Raw genomic sequence first — 17,741 nt, 5'->3', positions numbered from 1 at the left:
TGCGAGACGGTCGAGTACACCGGGTCTATCCCATTAGTCCCCATTAGTCGCTTCTCCCCTGGCCGCAGCTTCCGTGGCTTCGTTACTCCGGTTCGGAGGCAGGCACCCTTGTTTCCTTCTCCCAGCGGACCTCACTTCGCCCCTTGTCGTAGACGAAGCGCAGGCTATCGCCTTCCTCTATTTCGCCGCGCAATACGGCACTCGCAAGGCGCGTCTCGATCAGGGAACGGATCTGGCGACGAAGTTCGCGCGCACCGAACTCTGGCCGGTAGCCGATATCCGCCAAATGGTCGATGAGCGAGTCGTCAAACTCCACGGTCAAGCCCTGCCCGTGCGCGATACGCTTCACGCGTTCGAGCTGCAGACCTACGATGTCACGGATCTGTTTGCGGTCGAGCGCGTGGAACACGATGATCTCATCGATGCGGTTGATGAACTCTGGGCGGAGATAGCGACGAAGCACGTTCAACAGTTCCGACTTCAATTCCGCGGCGTCCTTGCGCTCGTCCTCCGGGGCCTCGAGGTTTTCCCGGATAACATCGGAACCGATGTTGCTCGTGGCGATTATGATGGTATTGGTGAAGTCTACGACACGCCCTTTCCCATCAGTGAGCCGCCCATCATCGAAGACCTGCAGCAGCACGTTCTGGACATCCATGTGTGCTTTCTCGAACTCGTCCAGTAGAACGACACTGTACGGTTTTCTGCGCACCTTTTCGGTAAGCTGCCCCCCTTCCTCGAACCCGACGTATCCGGGAGGCGCCCCGATGAGGCGCGCAACCGTATGCCGCTCCATGTACTCGCTCATGTCAATGCGGATCATCGCCTCTTCATCACCAAAGACCGTTTCCGCAAGGGCTTTGGTCAATTCCGTCTTTCCCACTCCCGTGGGTCCGAGGAAGAAGAAGGTTGCGATGGGACGGCGGCGGTCGCCCAGCCCGGCGCGAGACAAGCGCACGGCATCGGATACGGCTCTTACCGCCTCGCCCTGACCGACGACCCGCTGATGTAGACGCTGTTCCATCTCCATCAGCCTGGTGCGCTCCTCCGTGGTGAGCTCTGCCACCGGAACGCCGGTCAGGCGCGACACGATCTGTGCCACATCCTCGACGCCCACCTGGTTAGCGCTAGTACTCCGGGTCGTGTTCCATTCCTCCAGGCCTTGGTCATAGTCGCCCTGGTGTTCTTCAATACGAGCTTCCAGCGCGCTCGCGCGCTCGAAATTCTTGCGGTTGGATGCGTAGTCACGCTCACGCCGCAGCTGGTCGATCTGTGCACCGAGCTCGTGAAGCTCCGGCGGCCGCGAAGTGCCACCGATTCGTACCCGGGCAGCCGCCTGATCTATCAGATCAATGGCCTTATCCGGCAGGAACCGGTTGGTGACGTAGCGGTCGGCCATCTCCACTGCGGCGACAATCGCCTCATCGGTGATCGTCACCTTGTGGTGAGCCTCCAGTCGATCCCTGAGCCCTCTTAGTATATTGATGGTCTGCTCAATCGTTGGTTCGGCGACGAACACCGGTTGCAGCCGCCGCTCCAGCGCAGCGTCTTTTTCGATGTGCTTCTGGTATTCGCCCAGCGTGGTCGCCCCGACCAAATGCAATTCACCACGCGCCAGTTGGGGCTTGAGGGTATTCGCGACGTCCAGCCCGCTTTCGCCCCCGGTCGATCCGGCGCCGACAATGGTGTGCAGCTCGTCGATGAACAGCACAATCTCGTTTTGGTGGGAAGTAATCTCGTCGAGGACCTGTTTGATCCGCTCCTCGAATTGACCACGATACTGGGAGCCCGCCACCAGCGAGTTGATGTTTAGCTCAACCACCCGTTTGTTCTGCAACAGGTCCGGCACTTCGTTGTGAACAATTCGCTGCGCCAGCCCTTCGACGATGGCGGTCTTGCCGACCCCCGGCTCACCGATAAGAACGGGGTTGTTCTTGCGGCGCCGGGAAAGAACCTCGATCAGGGTCTCGACCTCGGCCGCTCGCCCGATCACCGGGTCGAGCTTGTCCTCGTTAGCCAATGCCGTAAGATCCCGACTGTACTTGTCCAGGGTTGGCGTGTCGCTTTGCTCCGGCAGTCGCCCCTCCTGTGCCCCCTTTCCAACCACCTGCACAGCCTTCTGCCGAAGACCGTGTGCAGAGAGGCCATAACGGTTCAGCAAGTCGCTGGCCAGCCCCTCCTCCTCGGCTAGACCGATCAGAAGGTGTTCGGGACCAATATAGCCATGCCCGAGGTCTCTCGACGCCTGGAAAGCGCGCTGTAGCGCGGCTTTCACCCGTGGGGAGACGCCGATCTTTGTAGGCCCGTCCGTTTCAGGTTCGCTCGCAGCTTTGGGTGTCAATTGCTCAATCTGGGCCTTGAGTTCCTTGGCCGATAGCTGGTATCGCTTGAGGAGCGCCTGCACCACATCGTTATCGGCCAGCGCGTAAAGCAGGTGGCTGGTATCGATGAGCTGCGAACCCCACTCCGTCGCGGTAGCCGCGGCTTGCTGCAGAATCTGCTCGCTTTGCTCGCTAAGCAGGTCACCGAGGGCGACCGATTCGCTATCCTGCGGCCGGCCGTTCTCTCGACTGGCGACACTGCCAAAGCCGAAATTCTCGTCTCGCGCCAGCCGCTCGAAGAAATCGTCGGCGAGTAGCCCGCTTCCAAAAAGGGATTCAAACGGAGAGGCACTTCGTGCTCTCAGGCGCAAATAATCCGTTTGGCATACGTTGAGGGTGCGTCTTCGACCGGCTTGTGAAACGGTGACCTGCAGAGCCGCAGGGCGTTGCCGGCAGATATCGCATGATACTTGGGGTGATTGTTCCGCGCTCTTGCCCATGATGCCTCCGTTGTACCGTTGTGTGGCTTACAACAGTCGTATAGGAACGGCTAAGCCTTGGAGAAGGGGCGGAGCCCAGTGAAACCTGGGAGGGGGCAGAGCCCGGGAGAAGATTAAATAAGTATAGCCCGAGGTAGACTGAAAGCAAGGCGGCACGAAGCAGCAGGGCCCCGCCATCCCGGGCGAATGAACCGCCAGCACCAACTCCATACCCTGGTTCTGTTTTACTGCTGGCCGTGTTCGAACAAGCCGCATCAACACAAACCGCGTCAGAGGTGCCTGCCGACGTGCCCCACACGCAACAGTTTAGTTAGATCCTCTGTCGGCACCGGCCTTGCGAACAGGTAACCCTGCATATACCGACATCCGCTTTCACGCAGCAATCGGCACTGCTCCGGTGTCTCCACGCCCTCGGCGATAACATCCAGATTCAGGCGCTGAGCCATGGCGATGATGGCGTCGGCGATCGCGGCACTGGCCGGATCGCTGGTGATTTCGCGGACGAACGACTGGTCGATCTTAAGCGTATCGATCGGGAAACGCTTCAGGTAGCTCAGGCCGGAATACCCGGTGCCGAAGTCATCCACCGCGATGCTCACGCCGTAATCCTTGAGGCACGTCATCGTTGCGACCGCCGTATCGACATCCTCCATGAGCATGCTTTCGGTCAGCTCGAGTTCCAGGTGTTGCGGGTCAAGTCCGGTCTCCGGAATAACCGGGGCGGTTCACCAACAGCAAATGGAGCCGCCCAGCGCTTGACATATTCCCCTATCAACACGCCGTGCACAGCAGGCATGTCTAGAGCTTGGGGTAGGTTGACCGAAGTAAGCCGTGCATGGGCATGCGGTGAGCGCAACACTGCAGCATGCAAGGTACCCGGAGGTGTAGCGAGATCACCACCATAGCGTCCAAGCCCCCTCAGCAGGGCTTCGTCTTCGACGCGAGCTTGGCTCTTGCCAATAAAGTTGCTGTGCTTACTATTAAGTCCGGTTGGCTCAAGCGCGGTCATGCTCTCCTCCTTGGTGGCGTCATGAAGGCCGACCACCTGTAAGGGAGTCTAAGGAGCACACGTGGGGAAGCCTTGCCTCACAAAATGAGAACTTCCCGAATTGTACTGAGATTTTCCCGAGAGTCTGATCCGTGCAATAGCCCCCAGACACAACGCGCCGCGACAGGGTGGTTCAACACATTAATAGAAGGCAATTGACCTTCCCTGCGCTCGGCGAGCACTGCCGTCTGGCAGGCGTGCGAATCGAAGAAGGCTGTCGAGGGTTGCTAAGATAGTTTTGGAAACTGTTTCACACCTAGGGTGCGAACCGCTGAAAAATATGACATTTCCAGATGAAAGCTAAGCATATCGTCTTCGCTTGCATCGATGCCTGATTCTTACTGAGTCGGGTTAACAATGCTTTTCAAAACCTGCCTCGAAGCTTGTTCAGACAGAACAGCGAGCATCCCAGCAGCGTAAGGCATAATGAATATCGACACAACGCTGATGGAGTATCGCCATCGTCTCACTCAACCTAGCCAGACAAAGGTTCTCTCGACAAGCCAGTGATGGCGTCCGAGTCGTTGATCACCCTCTATGCCCCGGCGAGCGATGCGAGGCTGGATGCCGCGAGCCTGATATGACCGGCGGCAGCGAGAACGCTCTGGTCGGCCCCTTGAAACTGCTGAACACTATCGAGCATCGAGCAGAGCCATCAAAAGCAAACTGTCATGCATGTTGACCCTCGACAGTAGGATGGACAACGGAACATGCGTTTACCATTTATTGATAACGGCCATGGTCAACCTAGAAACGCAAACCAACCTTTCATCGTTATTTTTGATATGTATTTCCCATATCTGAGTAGATCCGCCGATATGTAGCGGCCTCGCTGTTCCATAGACCCAGCCAGACTGCATTGGCCTCACATGGTTCGCATTAATCTCCTGGCCAACGGCGATCTTGCTGCAGTCTTTCAGACAGAAGTTAGCAGCTATACTACCTAGGGTTTCAGCAAGTACTACCGATGCACCACCATGCAGTATGCCGGCAGGCTGAATGGTTCTTGCATCTACTGGCATCCTTCCACTAAGAGAATCATCCCCAATTTTAGTGAATTCAATTCCGAGATGACTTATTAGGGTCTCCTTTGCACTCAAGCCAAGCTCATCAAGAGTTATCTGTTTTTGCCAAATCATAATTCATACCCTGTTATGATAACCAATCACACGATTAATAAAAAACCGCAGATACAAGCGTTGCTATACTATTAGAAAGAATCTACGTATTTCCTGAACCGTTGAACAACAGCTCCTCCCTAGCCGGCAGCTCCGCGTCGGCACTTTCTTTGCCACTCCCCAGCCGGCTATCAGCCCATACATGCTCAAGCCCCATTAACTTAAGCCAGTTCGGCTTATTAGTGAAGTCGAGCAGCCCTCTTATTAAGCGGCATGCTTGCGAGGATGTAGAGCCGAAGGAGCAATATTCAGGCGCTTTCGCTATCGAAACCTTCTTATTAGTGAGGAGCACCCAAAGGTATAGCGATTCCTCACGGGAGCGGTGCCGCCGGACTGGTATCGCCAAAGCGTCGTCGAACCAAGTCCTTCCCATGCGGTCAACATGGACTTCACCTCGCAACTGTACGAGCGCCTATTCAGACCCGGCGGATTATTCATACGGAGCCTAACCGGAAGGCTGGAAGTGCCAAATGACCTTTTCAGTAAGCCTCTATTAATATCCGTAACCATGTTTGCATTACCCTCTCTATGGTCGAGTCCTGTCAAAAAAGGAAACCTGCATCGCTTGTACAAGCGTAAGGCCCTGGGCCGTGCTCAGAGCGAGGAAGTGCTGGATACACTGAAGCTATATGTCGAAGCCGGAAAGGTCTTAGGTGATCGTGATAGCGCCCAGGAGTGGCTGCACAGCGAGGTTCGAGCGCTGAATGGGTCTCAGCCCATCGATATTTTCGATACCTTCGCTGGCCGCGAAATGGTGAGGGATGTACTAGGCAAGATTGAGTTCGGGGAGTTCAGCTAATAATATTTTGGATGCGGGGAGGCAATCATCTCGCAAAGCCACATAAATGCCCTTAGCACTTACCAACACTAAGGGTACCCGAGTCAAGTTATATCGAATCACCTAAGTACGCTATTTGACCACCCTTTCTGGCCAGGGGGCGGAAGCTGCCGAGACGGTGGGCGCTGGAACAAAACCGGCCATTCTTTACTGTATTTCGGCCTGTTAGCTGCGACCGTCATGCTCGAAATGGGGAACTACACCTCGAATCCCCGGCGGCGTTGCCAAAATCATGCACATCACCGCGCCAAGTAGTGACTTCTTCAGGCTACCGCCCTCGGTGAACACCACGAATAAAGCCCATCGTGAACGTAAGCATGGCCACCAAAGTGATGGGCAAAAAAATCCAGCAGCCCATGCCAGAAGTTGGGGTCTCTGCCATTCATAGGGCGTTTCTCTTTTCGTCTTGGGTTCATAGCGCACCTCTCTCGGGCGGGCCTCGTCAGTTAGGCGATGGAAATACCGCCAGCCGCTTCATAAACACTCAGCAGATCATCTGTCGCCAGCTCCCGCTGGCCATAGCCAGCATCTGGGACGCTTGCCCAGATGCACCGACACGCATGAATCGCTTCTTTGATGCGGCCATAATGGATTAGGGAAAATGCCTTGCATTAGCGTATTGGATAGCTCCTAGACTCAGTATTGAGACTGACTATTGCTGAGGAAGGCTAGTACGCTCACCGTACTATAAGACTCCAGGGCAAATAACCAGACTCTAAGGCATGAATGCATATTTCCAGGCAAAGCGTCGCGCCGGGTAATTGGCGAGAATTAGCTTTAAATTTTCGTGCATAAAAACAAGAGCTCGCCATGAATATGCAAAAAAGTATTGCCGAAGCCACCATCGGTCACATCGGAAGTCGTCAGGCTCGAGTCGAGGACGCAGCTCTGCTTCAAGGCCAAGGTCGCTACGCTGACGACATGGCGACACCACCAGGGACCCTGCAAGCCGCTGTTGTCCGTTCTCCCCATGCCCACGCCCGTATCCGTTCGGTGGATGCCTCACGCGCTCTGACTATGAAAGGCGTACATGGTGTGCTCACTGGCGATGACGTCAAGCGCTGGTCTAACCCGTTTCCAGTGGGCGTCAGAGCACCTATGGAGCATTGGCCTCTGGCTGTCGACAAGGTGCGCTACGTTGGCGAACCGGTCTGCGTAGTGATTGCCGACGACCGCTACCTAGCCGAGGATGCTCTGGATGCCGTTCAGGTCGAATACGAGCCGCTGACACCAATCATCGACCCCGAAGCGGCCACCCTAAATGATGCGCCGATTCTGCACGAAGCCGTAGGCAGCAACGTGGTAAACGAACGCAGCTTCCGCTACGGCGACCCGGAGCGGGCTTTCGCCGAAGCGCCACACCGCATCACACTGAAGGTTCAGTACCCGCGAAACTCCTGCACGCCGATTGAATGCTACGTGGTACTGGCGCAGTACCTGCCAGCCTCGGAAACCTATGATGTAATGGCCAATTTCCAGGGCCCCTACGCGCTGCACTCGGTAATGTGCCGGGCACTCAACGTGCCGGCCAACCGCCTGCGCCTGCGTACCCCGCCGGATTCCGGTGGCAGCTTCGGCATCAAGCAGGGGGTGTTCCCCTATGTGGTGCTGATGGGCTTGGCCTCGCGCAAGGTCGGTGCTCCGGTGAAGTGGGTGGAGGATCGCCTCGAGCATCTACAGGCCTCTTCCAGCGCCACCAACCGCGTCTGCGAAATTGAGGCCGCAGTGGAAGCCAATGGCCGCGTCACAGCCCTGCGCTACGACCAGATTGATGATTGTGGCGCTTACCTACGGGCCCCTGAACCAGCCACCTTCTACCGCATGCACGGTAATCTCAGTGGCGCTTACACCATCCGAAACCTGGCGGTGCGCAACCGGGTGGTGCTCACCAACAAAATGCCTACCGGACTGAACCGCGGATTCGGGGGCGGTCAGGTCTATTTCGCCCTTGAGCGGCTGATGCAACACGTCGCTGCAGAACTCGGCCTCGACCCGCTCGAGGTCATCCAGCGCAACCTGGTTCCCGCTGGCGTGTTCCCCTACCGCGCAGCAGCGGGCGCACTGCTCGATTCCGGCGACTATCCTGCTGCTGTGGAACTGGCGCGCCGTAAAGGCAATCTCGACGAGCTCCTACAGCGCCGTGACCAGGCCCGTGCCGAGGGACGTTTGTATGGCATAGGCTATGCCGCTGTGGTGGAACCCTCAATCTCCAACATGGGCTACATCACCGTCGCCATGACGCCCGAAGAGCGTCAGAAGGCTGGACCGAAGAATGGAGCAGTGAGCACTGCCACAGTCAGTGTCGACCCGCTCGGCAGCGTGACCGCTCACGTGTCCTCGACACCGCAAGGTCAGGGCCATCAAACAGTGGTCGCGCAGATCATTAGCGAGTTACTAGGTGTGAAGCTGGAAAGCATCAGCGTGAATGTCGAGTTGGACACCGGCAAGGACGCCTGGTCGATAGCCTCCGGCAACTACTCGAGCCGCTTCTCGGGCGCCGTCGCCGGGTCGGTGTATAACGCCACCTTGAAGATCCGTGAACGCATGGCCGCCATCGCCGCGGACATGTGGCAGGTATCCTCCACTGACGTCCGATTCGCCGACGGCAAGATCTTCGTAGAGAACGGCCCTAGCCAGCCCTTTCATCGTGTGGCTGGTACCACCCACTGGTCACCGGGCCTGCTGCCGGAAGGCGCAACGGGCGGTCTGCGGGAAACTGCCTTCTGGACGCCTCCCCAACTCGAGGCGCCGAACGACCAGGACTGCATTAACAGCTCTCTGTGTTACGGCTTCATCCTCGATTTCTGCGGAGTAGAGATCGATCGTGTCACCGGTCAGGTACGCATCGACAAGTACGTCACTACCCATGACGCCGGGCGCATTCTCAATCCAATGCTGGTCGAGGGACAAATCCTCGGTGCCTATTCCCAGGCGCTGGGCGTGGCGCTAATGGAAGAGTTTGCCTACGGCGAGGACGGCAGCTTCCTTTCTGGCACCCTGGCCGACTACCTGATCCCGACCGCACCGGAGGTAGTCGACCCGGTGATCCTGCACATGGAAACTCCCTCGCCCTTCACCCCGCTGGGGGCTAAGGGTGTCGGTGAAGGCAACAACATGAGCACTCCGGTGTGCATCGCCAATGCCGTAGCCGATGCGCTAGGCCGCTCTGACATCAAGCTTCCTCTGACGCCGTCGCGGGTTCGCTCGATGATCGGCATCGACGAGCCGGCGGCGCCAGAAGGTCTTGTTATGGATGCACCGAAGGTAGCCGGTGGTTCGGCCCTGCAGGCTAACGACTTGGTTGAGATTCCCGCGTCACCGCAGCAGGTATTCGACGCCATTCTCGACCCCGAGACGCTGAAGGCCATCATCCCGGGTTGCCACGCCTTGGAACTGGAAAGCGAAAACCATTACCGGGCCGACGTCACCGTCGGCGTGGGCATGATCCGCGCGCGCTTCGCCGCACGGGTCGCCCTGACCGACCTCGATCCACCGCACTCGCTACGTCTGTCCGGCTCCGGCAACAGCCCTATGGGCTCGGCTACCGGCAGCGCAAAGATCAACCTGGTGGCGCTGGAGAACGGGAATACACGGTTGGAGTACGCCTATGAGGCCGCAGTGACCGGTAAGGTCGCCGCCGTCGGCGGGCGCATGTTGCAGAGCGCCTCGCGCGTAATCATTGGCCAAATATTCACCCGTCTGGCCCAGCGGCTTTCCGGCAAGCCTATCGACACCAGCCTGTGGCAGCGCCTGCGCGCCCTGCTCGGCATGGGAGGTACGAAATGAAACCCGCCGTATTCGACTACGTCCGCGCGGCCAACAAGCGCGAGGTCCTGCAGCAGCTTACAGAGCACGGTGAACAGGCCCGGATCATTGCCGGCGGCCAGTCGCTGATGGCCGTTCTGAACATGCGCCTGGCCCAGCCGAAGGTGCTGATCGACATCAGTCAGGCCAGCGATCTGCATTATCTGAAGGTGGAAAACAACTGCCTTAAGGTCGGTGCGGCAGTGCGTCAGGTCGAACTGCTCGACCGTACAAGCTTAGTCGATGAAGTCCCCCTGCTGGCCCAGGCGATGCCTTGGATCGGCCACTTCCAGACGCGCAATCGCGGCACCGTGTGCGGCTCGGTCGCGCATGCCGACCCGAGCGCCGAAATTCCGCTGTGTCTGGTCACTTTGGGCGGCACTGTAGTGCTCGAATCGCTCAAGGGCAAGCGCCGCGAGGTTCCCGCCGCCGAGTTCTTCCAAGGCGTGCTAACCACTGAGAAGCGGCCGGACGAGATGGTCGTGGAAGTCCAATTTCCACTGCGTGAGGCCGACGTGATCTACCGCTTCTACGAGGTCGCCATGCGCCACGGTGACTTCGCCCTGGTGGCGCTCGCCGCCTGTATCCGTCAAGGCGAGGTGGACCTGGGTGTCGGCGGCGTCGCCGACCGGCCAACGTTGCGCCGCCTGCCCTTGGGGGCAGAACTGAAGGATTCACTCAATACCCTGGCCTGGTCGCTTGGCGCCCAAGACGACGTGCACGCCAGCGCACCCTACCGCCGCCAGCTGGTGCGGGAACTGGGCCAACAACTGATCGAGGACAACGACCATGCACGTGCGAGCTGATCAGCGCTTCCCCATACAGATAGAACTCAACGGCCGTCAACGTGAAGGGCTCGCCGAGCCACGCATGCAGCTGTGTGATTTCCTGCGACACGAATTGGGCACCACCGGCGTTCATGTCGGTTGCGAACACGGCGTCTGCGGCGCCTGCACCGTGCTGGTCGATGGCGTTGCCTCACGCTCCTGCCTAATGCTCGCCGTGCAGGCCCACGAGCGCCGGGTCGACACGGTGGAGTCGCTGTCACGCGACAACATCATGAACGACCTGCAGCAGGCCTTCAGCCGCCATCACGCTCTGCAGTGCGGCTTCTGCACCGCGGGCATCCTAATGTCCTGCGTGGAATTCCTCGAGCGCGTCCCGAGCCCGGACGAAACCCAAGTTCGCGACATGCTCTCCGGGCATCTGTGCCGCTGCACCGGCTACACCGGCATGGTCCGGGCGGTGCTAGAAGTGGCGCAGCAACGACAAGTAACACTTGTGGAGAACAACAACGATGTTTGACCTTGGACGCAGCTTTCTCGCCGCGGTCGAGCGGCGCCCTAATGCCATAGCGATCAGCGACGGCGACCTGAAGAAGAGCTACGAGGCTTGGTTCAGCGACATCCAGCGTGCCGCGCACGGGCTCGAAAGGCTCGGCCTGAAAAAAGGTGACCACCTCGTGGCGGTAATGCAGAACCGCTGGCAGATGGCGACCCTGCACTGGGCCTGCCAGTTCAGCGGTATCATAATGACCCCGCTCAACTGGCGCTCCTCCGCCGACGAACTCGCTTGGTGCACCAATGACGCCGAAGCGCGTGTGGTTATCCATGACGATTCAGCCCAAGAAGCCGTTGCCGGTTGCGGCAGGAGCACCTGGCAGTGCGTCAGTGTTGGCCAGCCGGGCAACGATAACGCGATCAGCTTCGAAGAACTGTGCGCCGAAACGCCGAGCGAAATCATCCTGCGCGCCGACCCCGAGGACTGGTCGTTGATGCTCTACACCTCCGGCACCACCAGCCGGCCCAAGGGCGTGCCGCGCCGCCACCGCGCCGAACGCGCCGCCGCGGTCGCCCACTTAGCGCAGAACATGTATAGCCAAGAGGAATGCACCCTCGGCGTGATGCCGCTCTACCACACCATGGGCGTGCGTTCGCTACTGTCGATGGCATTGCTAGACGGGCATTTCGTCTGCGTGCCAAAGTTCGATGTGGAAGCCACGCTGGACGCCATCGAGCGCGAGAAGATCACCAACCTGTACTTGGTGCCGACGCTCTACCACATGCTGATTGAACATTCGGCCTTCAGCCCCGAGCGGGTAGCCAGCGTCACCAAGTTAGGTTTCGCCGGCGCGTCCATGAGCGATGGGCTGCTGCAACGTGTCGAGGCCGCGTTCAAGCCGGAGCTGTTCGTCAACCACTATGGCAGCTCGGAAATCTACACCTTCACCATCGACCAGAAGGCCAGCGCCAAGCCTGGCTCGTCTGGTCGCAGCGCGCTGAACCAACGCATTCGCGTGGTGGCGCTGGGCAGCGAGTCGCCGGACGACCTCTGCAAGCACAACGAGGAAGGCCAGATCATCGCCGACCTGTCCAGCGACGAGGCCTTCGAAGGCTACTGGAAGCGGCCCGACGCCGATGCCAAGTCGATCCATGAGGGTTGGTACTTCACCAGCGATACTGGCTTCTTCGACGAGGACGGCGACCTGTTTGTGACTGGTCGTGTCGACGATCTGATCATTACCGGTGGCGAGAACGTCAGCCCGGCGGAGATCGAGAACGCCCTATCGCTGCACCCTGCGGTCGAGGAAGTCGCCGTGGTCGGCCTACCCGACGAACAATGGGGCAAGCTGGTCGTCGCCTTCATCAAGCTGCGTCATCCGATTACTGAGGAAGAGCTGGACGCCCACTGCGTATCCTCGGGTCTGGCGCGCTTCAAGCGCCCGCGCCGCTACGAATTCATCGACCAGATCCCCAAGTCCCCGGTCGGCAAGATCTTGCGCCGCGTACTGGTGACCGATTACGGCCACCCCACTTCCGCCAACTAACACTATTGCTTTACACGAGGAAAGAACTTACATGAATACTCAGCAGATCGAACAATTCCTGAGCACTGAGTTCGACGGCTTCACCGTGGAACTGAACCTCGAGCACGAGCGCGGGGACATCATCCTCGGCCGCCCGCCGTTCAACGTCATCGCCATGAGCCAGCGTGACATCCTGCGCCAGGTCTTTGAAGCGTTTGATGCCCATTCCGGGATCCGGGTGATCGTGTTACGTGCCCAAGGCGAACACTTCTCGAGCGGCGGCGATATCAAAGGCTTTTTGGAGGCCTCGCCGGAGCACGTTTCTAAGCTGGCCTGGAACGTCGCCGCGCCGGAGCGGTGCACTAAGCCGGTGATCGTGGCCAACCGCGGCTACACCTTCGGCGTCGGCTTCGAGCTGTCGCTGGCCTGCGATTTTCGCATTGCGTCGGAAACCACCCGCTATGCTCTGCCCGAGCAAAACCTCGGCCAGATTCCTGGCTCTGGCGGCTCGGCTCGGCTACAAAAGATGATCGGCATCACACGCACCAAGCACATCGTTATGCGCGCCAAGCGCATCTCCGGCCAGCAAGGTTATGACTGGGGCTTCGTCACAGAGTGCGTGCCCGACGCAGATCTAGAAAGCACCGTCGATGCGATGGTCGATGAACTGCGCCGATTCTCGCCGCTCGCCCAGCGTACGGCGAAGAAACTGATCAACGACAACGAGGACGCATCACTAAAGGTCGCCATTGAGATGGAAGGCCACTGCTACAGCCGCCTGCGTAGCTCGGCGGACTTCAAGGAGGGCGTCGAGGCGTTCCACAGCAAGCGTCCGGCCGTATTCCGCGGCGAGTAATACCTATGTGACTGCGACGGTTGCACGTCTGGGCAACCGTCGACCTAGCACCTGATGGCCTGTATGGGCTAAGCGCTAAGCGCCCCGCCACCGTATGCCAAACCGCCCTGACTCTTATAAAACAATTAACTAGCGGAGCACACCCATGTCTAGCCCCGTCGCACCCGATGCAAACGCTTCCCATGCCGAACCAGTTACGAAGACCCCCTTGCGCCATGCATTCAACTCGAAGTCCATCAGTGCAGGTGTTGTCGCCGCGCTGTTCGGTTGCACTGGCCCTGCGCTGGTCATTATCAATGCCGCCGAAGCAGGGGGCCTGACCAATGGCCAGACGGTCGCCTGGCTGTTCGCCGTGTACGTGCTGGGCGGCCTGATCAGCCTTTTCATGGCGCTGCGTTATCGTCAGCCGATCTGCGGTGCCTACACCATTCCCGGCGCAGCGATCCTGGTCGGTTCGCTCAGTGTCATTCCCTTCAGCGAGGCTATCGGGGCCTTCATCATGAGCGGCCTGCTAGTGCTGATCCTCGGTGTCACCGGGTTGATCGGCCGGTTAATGCGCTGGCTACCGATGCCGATCGTGATGGCGATGATCGCAGGTGCGCTGATCCGCTTCGCCACCGGTGCGGTGGACTCGGTTGTCACCGCGCCCATCATCGCAGGAGCCGCGGCGCTGAGCTTCTTCCTCGTTACTCGGTTCGCCAAATCGGTACCACCGGTGCTGGTGGCTGGCGTTGTTGGGCTGGTCCTGGCCTTCGCCATGGGCCAACTGCAGCCGGCTGACGTGAATATCGGTTTCGTCATGCCGGCTTTCACCCTCCCTAGTTTCTCTCTGGACGCTTTCCTGGCTATCACCATCCCGCTGACGGCACTGGTGATTGGTGCAGAAAACGCTCAGGCGACCGGTGTGCTGATTACAGAGGGCTACCGCCCTCCGGTCAATGCAATGACGGTAATCAGTGGCATCGGAGGCATGCTCGCCGGGCTACTCGGCGGTCACAACGCTAACATTGCCGGCCCGATGACCGCCATATGCTCCTCTGAGCAGGCCGGTGAGGACCGCAACCTGCGTTATGGTGCAGCCTTGGTGAACGGTGCGCTGTTCGCGCTGTTCGGCTTATTCGCCGGGCTTGCCGTACCATTCATCCTGGCTTTCCCCAAGGCGCTGATCGTCGTGATCGCTGGCCTGGCCATGCTGGGCGTACTGCTCGGCGCACTGCAGCAGGCCTTCCAAAAGGGCGGTTACTGCCAGATCGGCGCCTTTATTGCGCTAGCCGTGGCGATGAGTCAGTTCTCCTTCATGGGCATCAGCTCGCCATTCTGGGCACTGTTGTTTGGAGTGTTGGTATCCGGGCTACTGGGCGAAATCAAGCGCTGATCGGATGCGACTACCGTACCAGGCGCACGGTAGTCGCCTTTAGTGGACTGTGATTACGCGCACCAAAATTCATTAATAAACAGTGCTTTACCTATATTCCTAACTTTTCCTCAAGCCGGTCAGGACGACGACCACGCCCTGCAGCGGCATTTGTGGTGTCGTCGCAATACGGTCGGTTCCGTACAGGCGATGTCGATTCATATAAACACAACTATAACTAACAGATATTCGAGCTTGGCTATGGGGTTCTCAATGAATTGTCGGCGCGTGACCAAATTCGGTTCCAGCTATCAGTGCCTCGAAGGTTAACTGACTGGAACACTCCTCTCCAGAGCTGCACAGGCTATAGTGCAGACATAAAGAATAAGATGAAAAACGACCTCATCACTCCCGAGGTCAAGGGCTAAACCTAGATAAAGGAGGCGCAGCACAACATAAAAAAACTGATTCAGGGCAAGCCCTGTTGATCCCTGAGAGCAGCATGAGTCTGAGCTGCGGTGAAAAAAGGGGCCTTGGGCTAAGCCAGAGCCATTATCAAACGCCGCTAGAGCCGGTGCTACAACGAAGAACGGCCACATCGGTCTCTTAGCTATAAAATCCGGGCATACTCTTCAGTAGCAACGTGGATGTGCAGAACCGTAGACATTACAGACTTACGCGGCGCCTCATGCGACCGCGCCCATAACGAGGATGCTGTTATGCGTCAACTCGACCTTCAGGTCGTTCACACCGCTTTGCAGTGGGCTCGCAAGGGTCACTCCTTTTGGCTGTGCACGGTGCTTTCAACCTACGGCTCGGCACCCCGTACACCCGGCGCGATGCTGGCCGTGCGGGCAGACGGCCAACTCACCGGCTCCCTTTCGGGCGGCTGCGTCGAGGAAGCCTTTCTCGAAAGTCTCGCTGACGGCGAGCTGCGTGCACCGACCCAGATCGTCCTGTATGGGGAGAGCGATGAAGAGCGTCAGCGGCTGCAACTGCCGTGCGGCGGTGTTCTTAAGGTACTAGTCGAGCATCGCGCACCGGACAAAACCTGGGTCGACCATCTGCAGGGCATGTACAACGCACTGCTCGGCCAACATCGGTTGGTGCGTGAACTCGACCTGTCCTCCGGTGCCTTCGTGCTCATGGCGGACGATCATGGCGGCGAGATTGCGCAGCTCCTGAACGAACGCGTGCGAATACGCATCGGCCCTGTGCTTAGGCTGATTCTTGCCGGGTTGTCGCCGGTGGCCGAATACTGCGCCAGCTTCGCTCGTACCATCGGCTGTGAGGTGATTGCCTGTGATCCGCGCGAAGAGATGCTGCGACGCCCACCCGAGGGAGTTCAAGTACATCCAGTGCTGCCTTCCGAATTCATCGCCGCTGGCCATTGCCACGAAGCTACCGCTGTGGTCGCACTGACCCACGACCCACGCATCGACGACCTGGCGCTGATGGAAGCAGTGCGCTCTCCGGCCTTTTACATCGGCGCTATGGGCTCGCGGCAAACCTCCATCCGGCGTGCTGAACGGCTGAGCCGGGTCGGCGGACTGTCTTCACAGCAGATCGCGCGTATCCACATGCCTATCGGGCTTGACCTCGGCAGCAAAACGCCTGCCGAGATCGCCTTGTCAGTGGTCGCCGACGTACTGCGCGTTTATCACGGGAAAGGTCGCGATGCGCTCTGAAACGAAAGTAGTAGACTTGTCGCTGGTCGACCTACACCTGCCGCGGCAGGTTGGGTGATAAACTTATAGAGCACACCATCCTGCCACTACACCCGCGACCATAAGGAGCTAGCGATGTCCACCGCGCAACGCGTCTTCCACGGCAAGTTCGGGAGAGTCGCCCTCCTCGATATGGACCGACCACTTGTAACCCATTCGCACCACGAATGCCATGTGCTGGTGAAAGTGTCAGGCTCCGACACATTTTTCAACGTCAATGGCTATCAGGTACCTCTTACCGACCGCAATGCGGTACTGATCAACGCTTGGCAGCCGCATTTCTTTGATTACCAGCCCAGCGCCGAGCAGACACAGATTCTCGCACTCTATATCGAACCGGCCTGGCTGGCTGAAGCCCAGCATACGTTAGCCCTTAGCTCGCATCCGGGATTTTTTGCCCAGCCTAGTATTGAGCTTAACAGCAAGAAACGGGCGATGGCCGACCGGTTAATAGCCGAGGCCTATAGTGCCGGGCTAATTCCCCGAGAGCACATTGAATTTTTACTATTCGACTTTCTAATCGAGCTTATCGAGGATTTCTCGCAATGGAAGCACCTGTGCCGCCTCGGCACTCAGATGCGCCAAGGATTCAATGATGCACGCATCCGCCGTGCTTGCGCCTACCTGCAAACCCATCTTGACGACCCTGATTGCGTAGCCAACGCTGCAAAGGCCGCCGGGTTATCCCGTGCGCACTTCTTTACCTTATTTCGCAAAGACACTGGCATGACACCAAGGCTCATGCTCAATGATGCGAGAATGCGGCGGGCCTTCATTTGGCTTGAGCGAGAGCGCAGCGGTACTCTAGGCCAACTCGCTGAGAACCTTGGCTTTACCGAGCAGGGTCACTTTACTCGATTCTTCCGCCAACACATTGGCGCATCTCCAAGCCAGTATCGATGTGTAGTGGACAGTTATTGGACAGGAGAGATGTGACCACGATAGCGTGACCCACAAGGTCTTCGCGAAACTAGCTCAACGAACATAAAGATAAAAGAGCTTGCTCTTTGTGCGTTTGAATATGAGTCTGTACAAAAACAGCGGCAAAAACTGAGACTAAAATCGACACTCACCGCAATAAGCCTACTTATCTAGGTTGGTAAATATCTTAAGGAAACGTTGAACAATTCGTCTCGGAGCAACAGAAGCATTCAACGTGGACTTTATTATTGTCTCAGTCATAGATATTTAACCACCTCAAGTAGCCTGCTTACCTGGCAGCCGTGTTATCCGGCTGGCAATACTGAATCGCCCCGGGTTTTTTAGACACTACCTGGTCTTATACTTGGGGTTTGAGAGGGTAGCCTGA

General features: G+C 58.3%; 15 protein-coding genes. 11 read left to right on the top strand and 4 right to left on the bottom strand.

The window, feature by feature from the left end:
* Positions 1 to 82: 82 nt before the first annotated feature.
* The 4 genes from YERSI8AC_RS10130 to YERSI8AC_RS10115 all read right to left on the bottom strand — a co-directional run bounded on the left by YERSI8AC_RS10130 (position 83) and on the right by YERSI8AC_RS10115 (position 5,008).
* Positions 83 to 2,821, bottom strand: coding sequence for an ATP-dependent Clp protease ATP-binding subunit (locus YERSI8AC_RS10130; RefSeq protein ID WP_022523784.1), 2,739 nt, complete (start codon positions 2,819 to 2,821; stop codon positions 83 to 85).
* 269 nt (positions 2,822 to 3,090) lie between these two features.
* On the bottom strand, positions 3,091 to 3,474 hold the full coding sequence (locus tag YERSI8AC_RS10125; protein ID WP_272946855.1) for an EAL domain-containing protein: 384 nt from the start codon (positions 3,472 to 3,474) through the stop codon (positions 3,091 to 3,093).
* A gap of 14 nt (positions 3,475 to 3,488) precedes the next feature.
* Entirely contained in the window at positions 3,489 to 3,830 is a 342-nt protein-coding gene (locus YERSI8AC_RS10120) for a hypothetical protein (protein ID WP_022523786.1), read from the bottom strand.
* Positions 3,831 to 4,585: 755 nt separating this feature from the next.
* Positions 4,586 to 5,008: a hotdog fold thioesterase gene (locus YERSI8AC_RS10115; RefSeq protein ID WP_022523788.1), complete on the bottom strand. Its 423-nt coding sequence runs from the start codon at positions 5,006 to 5,008 to the stop codon at positions 4,586 to 4,588.
* Between the two features lie 604 nt (positions 5,009 to 5,612).
* Here YERSI8AC_RS10115 and YERSI8AC_RS10110 point away from each other — a divergent pair.
* From YERSI8AC_RS10110 to YERSI8AC_RS10060, 11 genes are all read left to right on the top strand, one after another.
* On the top strand, positions 5,613 to 5,846 hold the full coding sequence (locus YERSI8AC_RS10110) for an MbcA/ParS/Xre antitoxin family protein (RefSeq protein WP_053857075.1): 234 nt from the start codon (positions 5,613 to 5,615) through the stop codon (positions 5,844 to 5,846).
* A 90-nt stretch (positions 5,847 to 5,936) separates the two neighbouring features.
* Positions 5,937 to 6,140, top strand: coding sequence for an RES domain-containing protein (locus tag YERSI8AC_RS10105; RefSeq protein ID WP_141224406.1), 204 nt, complete (start codon positions 5,937 to 5,939; stop codon positions 6,138 to 6,140).
* Positions 6,141 to 6,202: 62 nt separating this feature from the next.
* On the top strand, positions 6,203 to 6,481 hold the full coding sequence (locus YERSI8AC_RS10100; protein ID WP_053857076.1) for a hypothetical protein: 279 nt from the start codon (positions 6,203 to 6,205) through the stop codon (positions 6,479 to 6,481).
* 214 nt (positions 6,482 to 6,695) lie between these two features.
* Positions 6,696 to 9,671, top strand: a complete 2,976-nt coding sequence (locus YERSI8AC_RS10095) for a xanthine dehydrogenase family protein molybdopterin-binding subunit (RefSeq protein WP_022523791.1) — start codon at positions 6,696 to 6,698, stop codon at positions 9,669 to 9,671.
* Positions 9,668 to 10,495, top strand: coding sequence for an FAD binding domain-containing protein (locus YERSI8AC_RS10090; protein WP_022523792.1), 828 nt, complete (start codon positions 9,668 to 9,670; stop codon positions 10,493 to 10,495). Before YERSI8AC_RS10095 ends, YERSI8AC_RS10090 begins: the two co-directional genes overlap by 4 nt.
* Positions 10,479 to 10,994, top strand: a complete 516-nt coding sequence (locus YERSI8AC_RS10085) for a (2Fe-2S)-binding protein (RefSeq protein WP_022523793.1) — start codon at positions 10,479 to 10,481, stop codon at positions 10,992 to 10,994. The genes YERSI8AC_RS10090 and YERSI8AC_RS10085 overlap by 17 nt, the downstream gene beginning before the upstream one ends.
* Complete coding sequence (locus YERSI8AC_RS10080; RefSeq protein ID WP_022523794.1) at positions 10,987 to 12,516, top strand: AMP-binding protein; 1,530 nt, start codon at positions 10,987 to 10,989, stop codon at positions 12,514 to 12,516. Before YERSI8AC_RS10085 ends, YERSI8AC_RS10080 begins: the two co-directional genes overlap by 8 nt.
* A 31-nt stretch (positions 12,517 to 12,547) precedes the next feature.
* Complete coding sequence (locus YERSI8AC_RS10075) at positions 12,548 to 13,351, top strand: enoyl-CoA hydratase/isomerase family protein (RefSeq protein ID WP_022523795.1); 804 nt, start codon at positions 12,548 to 12,550, stop codon at positions 13,349 to 13,351.
* Positions 13,352 to 13,496: 145 nt separating this feature from the next.
* Positions 13,497 to 14,726: a benzoate/H(+) symporter BenE family transporter gene (locus tag YERSI8AC_RS10070; protein WP_089690937.1), complete on the top strand. Its 1,230-nt coding sequence runs from the start codon at positions 13,497 to 13,499 to the stop codon at positions 14,724 to 14,726.
* Between the two features lie 698 nt (positions 14,727 to 15,424).
* A complete protein-coding gene (locus tag YERSI8AC_RS10065) occupies positions 15,425 to 16,393 on the top strand; it encodes an XdhC family protein (RefSeq protein ID WP_022523797.1) in 969 nt (322 codons plus the stop codon).
* A gap of 114 nt (positions 16,394 to 16,507) precedes the next feature.
* Positions 16,508 to 17,368 carry a helix-turn-helix transcriptional regulator gene (locus YERSI8AC_RS10060; protein WP_159176682.1) on the top strand — a complete coding sequence of 287 codons (861 nt, stop codon included), beginning with the start codon at positions 16,508 to 16,510 and terminating at the stop codon, positions 17,366 to 17,368.
* Positions 17,369 to 17,741: the final 373 nt, after the last annotated feature.

Origin of the sequence: Halomonas sp. 113, from assembly GCF_904067645.1 — a bacterium.
Lineage (GTDB): Bacteria > Pseudomonadota > Gammaproteobacteria > Pseudomonadales > Halomonadaceae > Vreelandella > Vreelandella titanicae.
This window is presented reverse-complemented; position numbering and strand designations above follow the sequence as displayed.

Excerpts from the sequence above, each read along its gene's own strand:
- YERSI8AC_RS10130 (WP_022523784.1), bottom strand. The coding sequence starts at position 2,821 with ATGGGCAAGAGCGCGGAACAATCACCCCAAGTATCATGCGATATCTGC.
- YERSI8AC_RS10125 (WP_272946855.1), bottom strand. The coding sequence starts at position 3,474 with ATGGAGGATGTCGATACGGCGGTCGCAACGATGACGTGCCTCAAGGAT.
- YERSI8AC_RS10120 (WP_022523786.1), bottom strand. The coding sequence starts at position 3,830 with ATGACCGCGCTTGAGCCAACCGGACTTAATAGTAAGCACAGCAACTTT.
- YERSI8AC_RS10115 (WP_022523788.1), bottom strand. The coding sequence starts at position 5,008 with ATGATTTGGCAAAAACAGATAACTCTTGATGAGCTTGGCTTGAGTGCA.
- YERSI8AC_RS10100 (WP_053857076.1), top strand. The coding sequence starts at position 6,203 with ATGGCCACCAAAGTGATGGGCAAAAAAATCCAGCAGCCCATGCCAGAA.
- YERSI8AC_RS10095 (WP_022523791.1), top strand. The coding sequence starts at position 6,696 with ATGAATATGCAAAAAAGTATTGCCGAAGCCACCATCGGTCACATCGGA.
- YERSI8AC_RS10090 (WP_022523792.1), top strand. The coding sequence starts at position 9,668 with ATGAAACCCGCCGTATTCGACTACGTCCGCGCGGCCAACAAGCGCGAG.
- YERSI8AC_RS10085 (WP_022523793.1), top strand. The coding sequence starts at position 10,479 with ATGCACGTGCGAGCTGATCAGCGCTTCCCCATACAGATAGAACTCAAC.
- YERSI8AC_RS10080 (WP_022523794.1), top strand. The coding sequence starts at position 10,987 with ATGTTTGACCTTGGACGCAGCTTTCTCGCCGCGGTCGAGCGGCGCCCT.
- YERSI8AC_RS10075 (WP_022523795.1), top strand. The coding sequence starts at position 12,548 with ATGAATACTCAGCAGATCGAACAATTCCTGAGCACTGAGTTCGACGGC.
- YERSI8AC_RS10070 (WP_089690937.1), top strand. The coding sequence starts at position 13,497 with ATGTCTAGCCCCGTCGCACCCGATGCAAACGCTTCCCATGCCGAACCA.
- YERSI8AC_RS10065 (WP_022523797.1), top strand. The coding sequence starts at position 15,425 with ATGCGTCAACTCGACCTTCAGGTCGTTCACACCGCTTTGCAGTGGGCT.
- YERSI8AC_RS10060 (WP_159176682.1), top strand. The coding sequence starts at position 16,508 with ATGTCCACCGCGCAACGCGTCTTCCACGGCAAGTTCGGGAGAGTCGCC.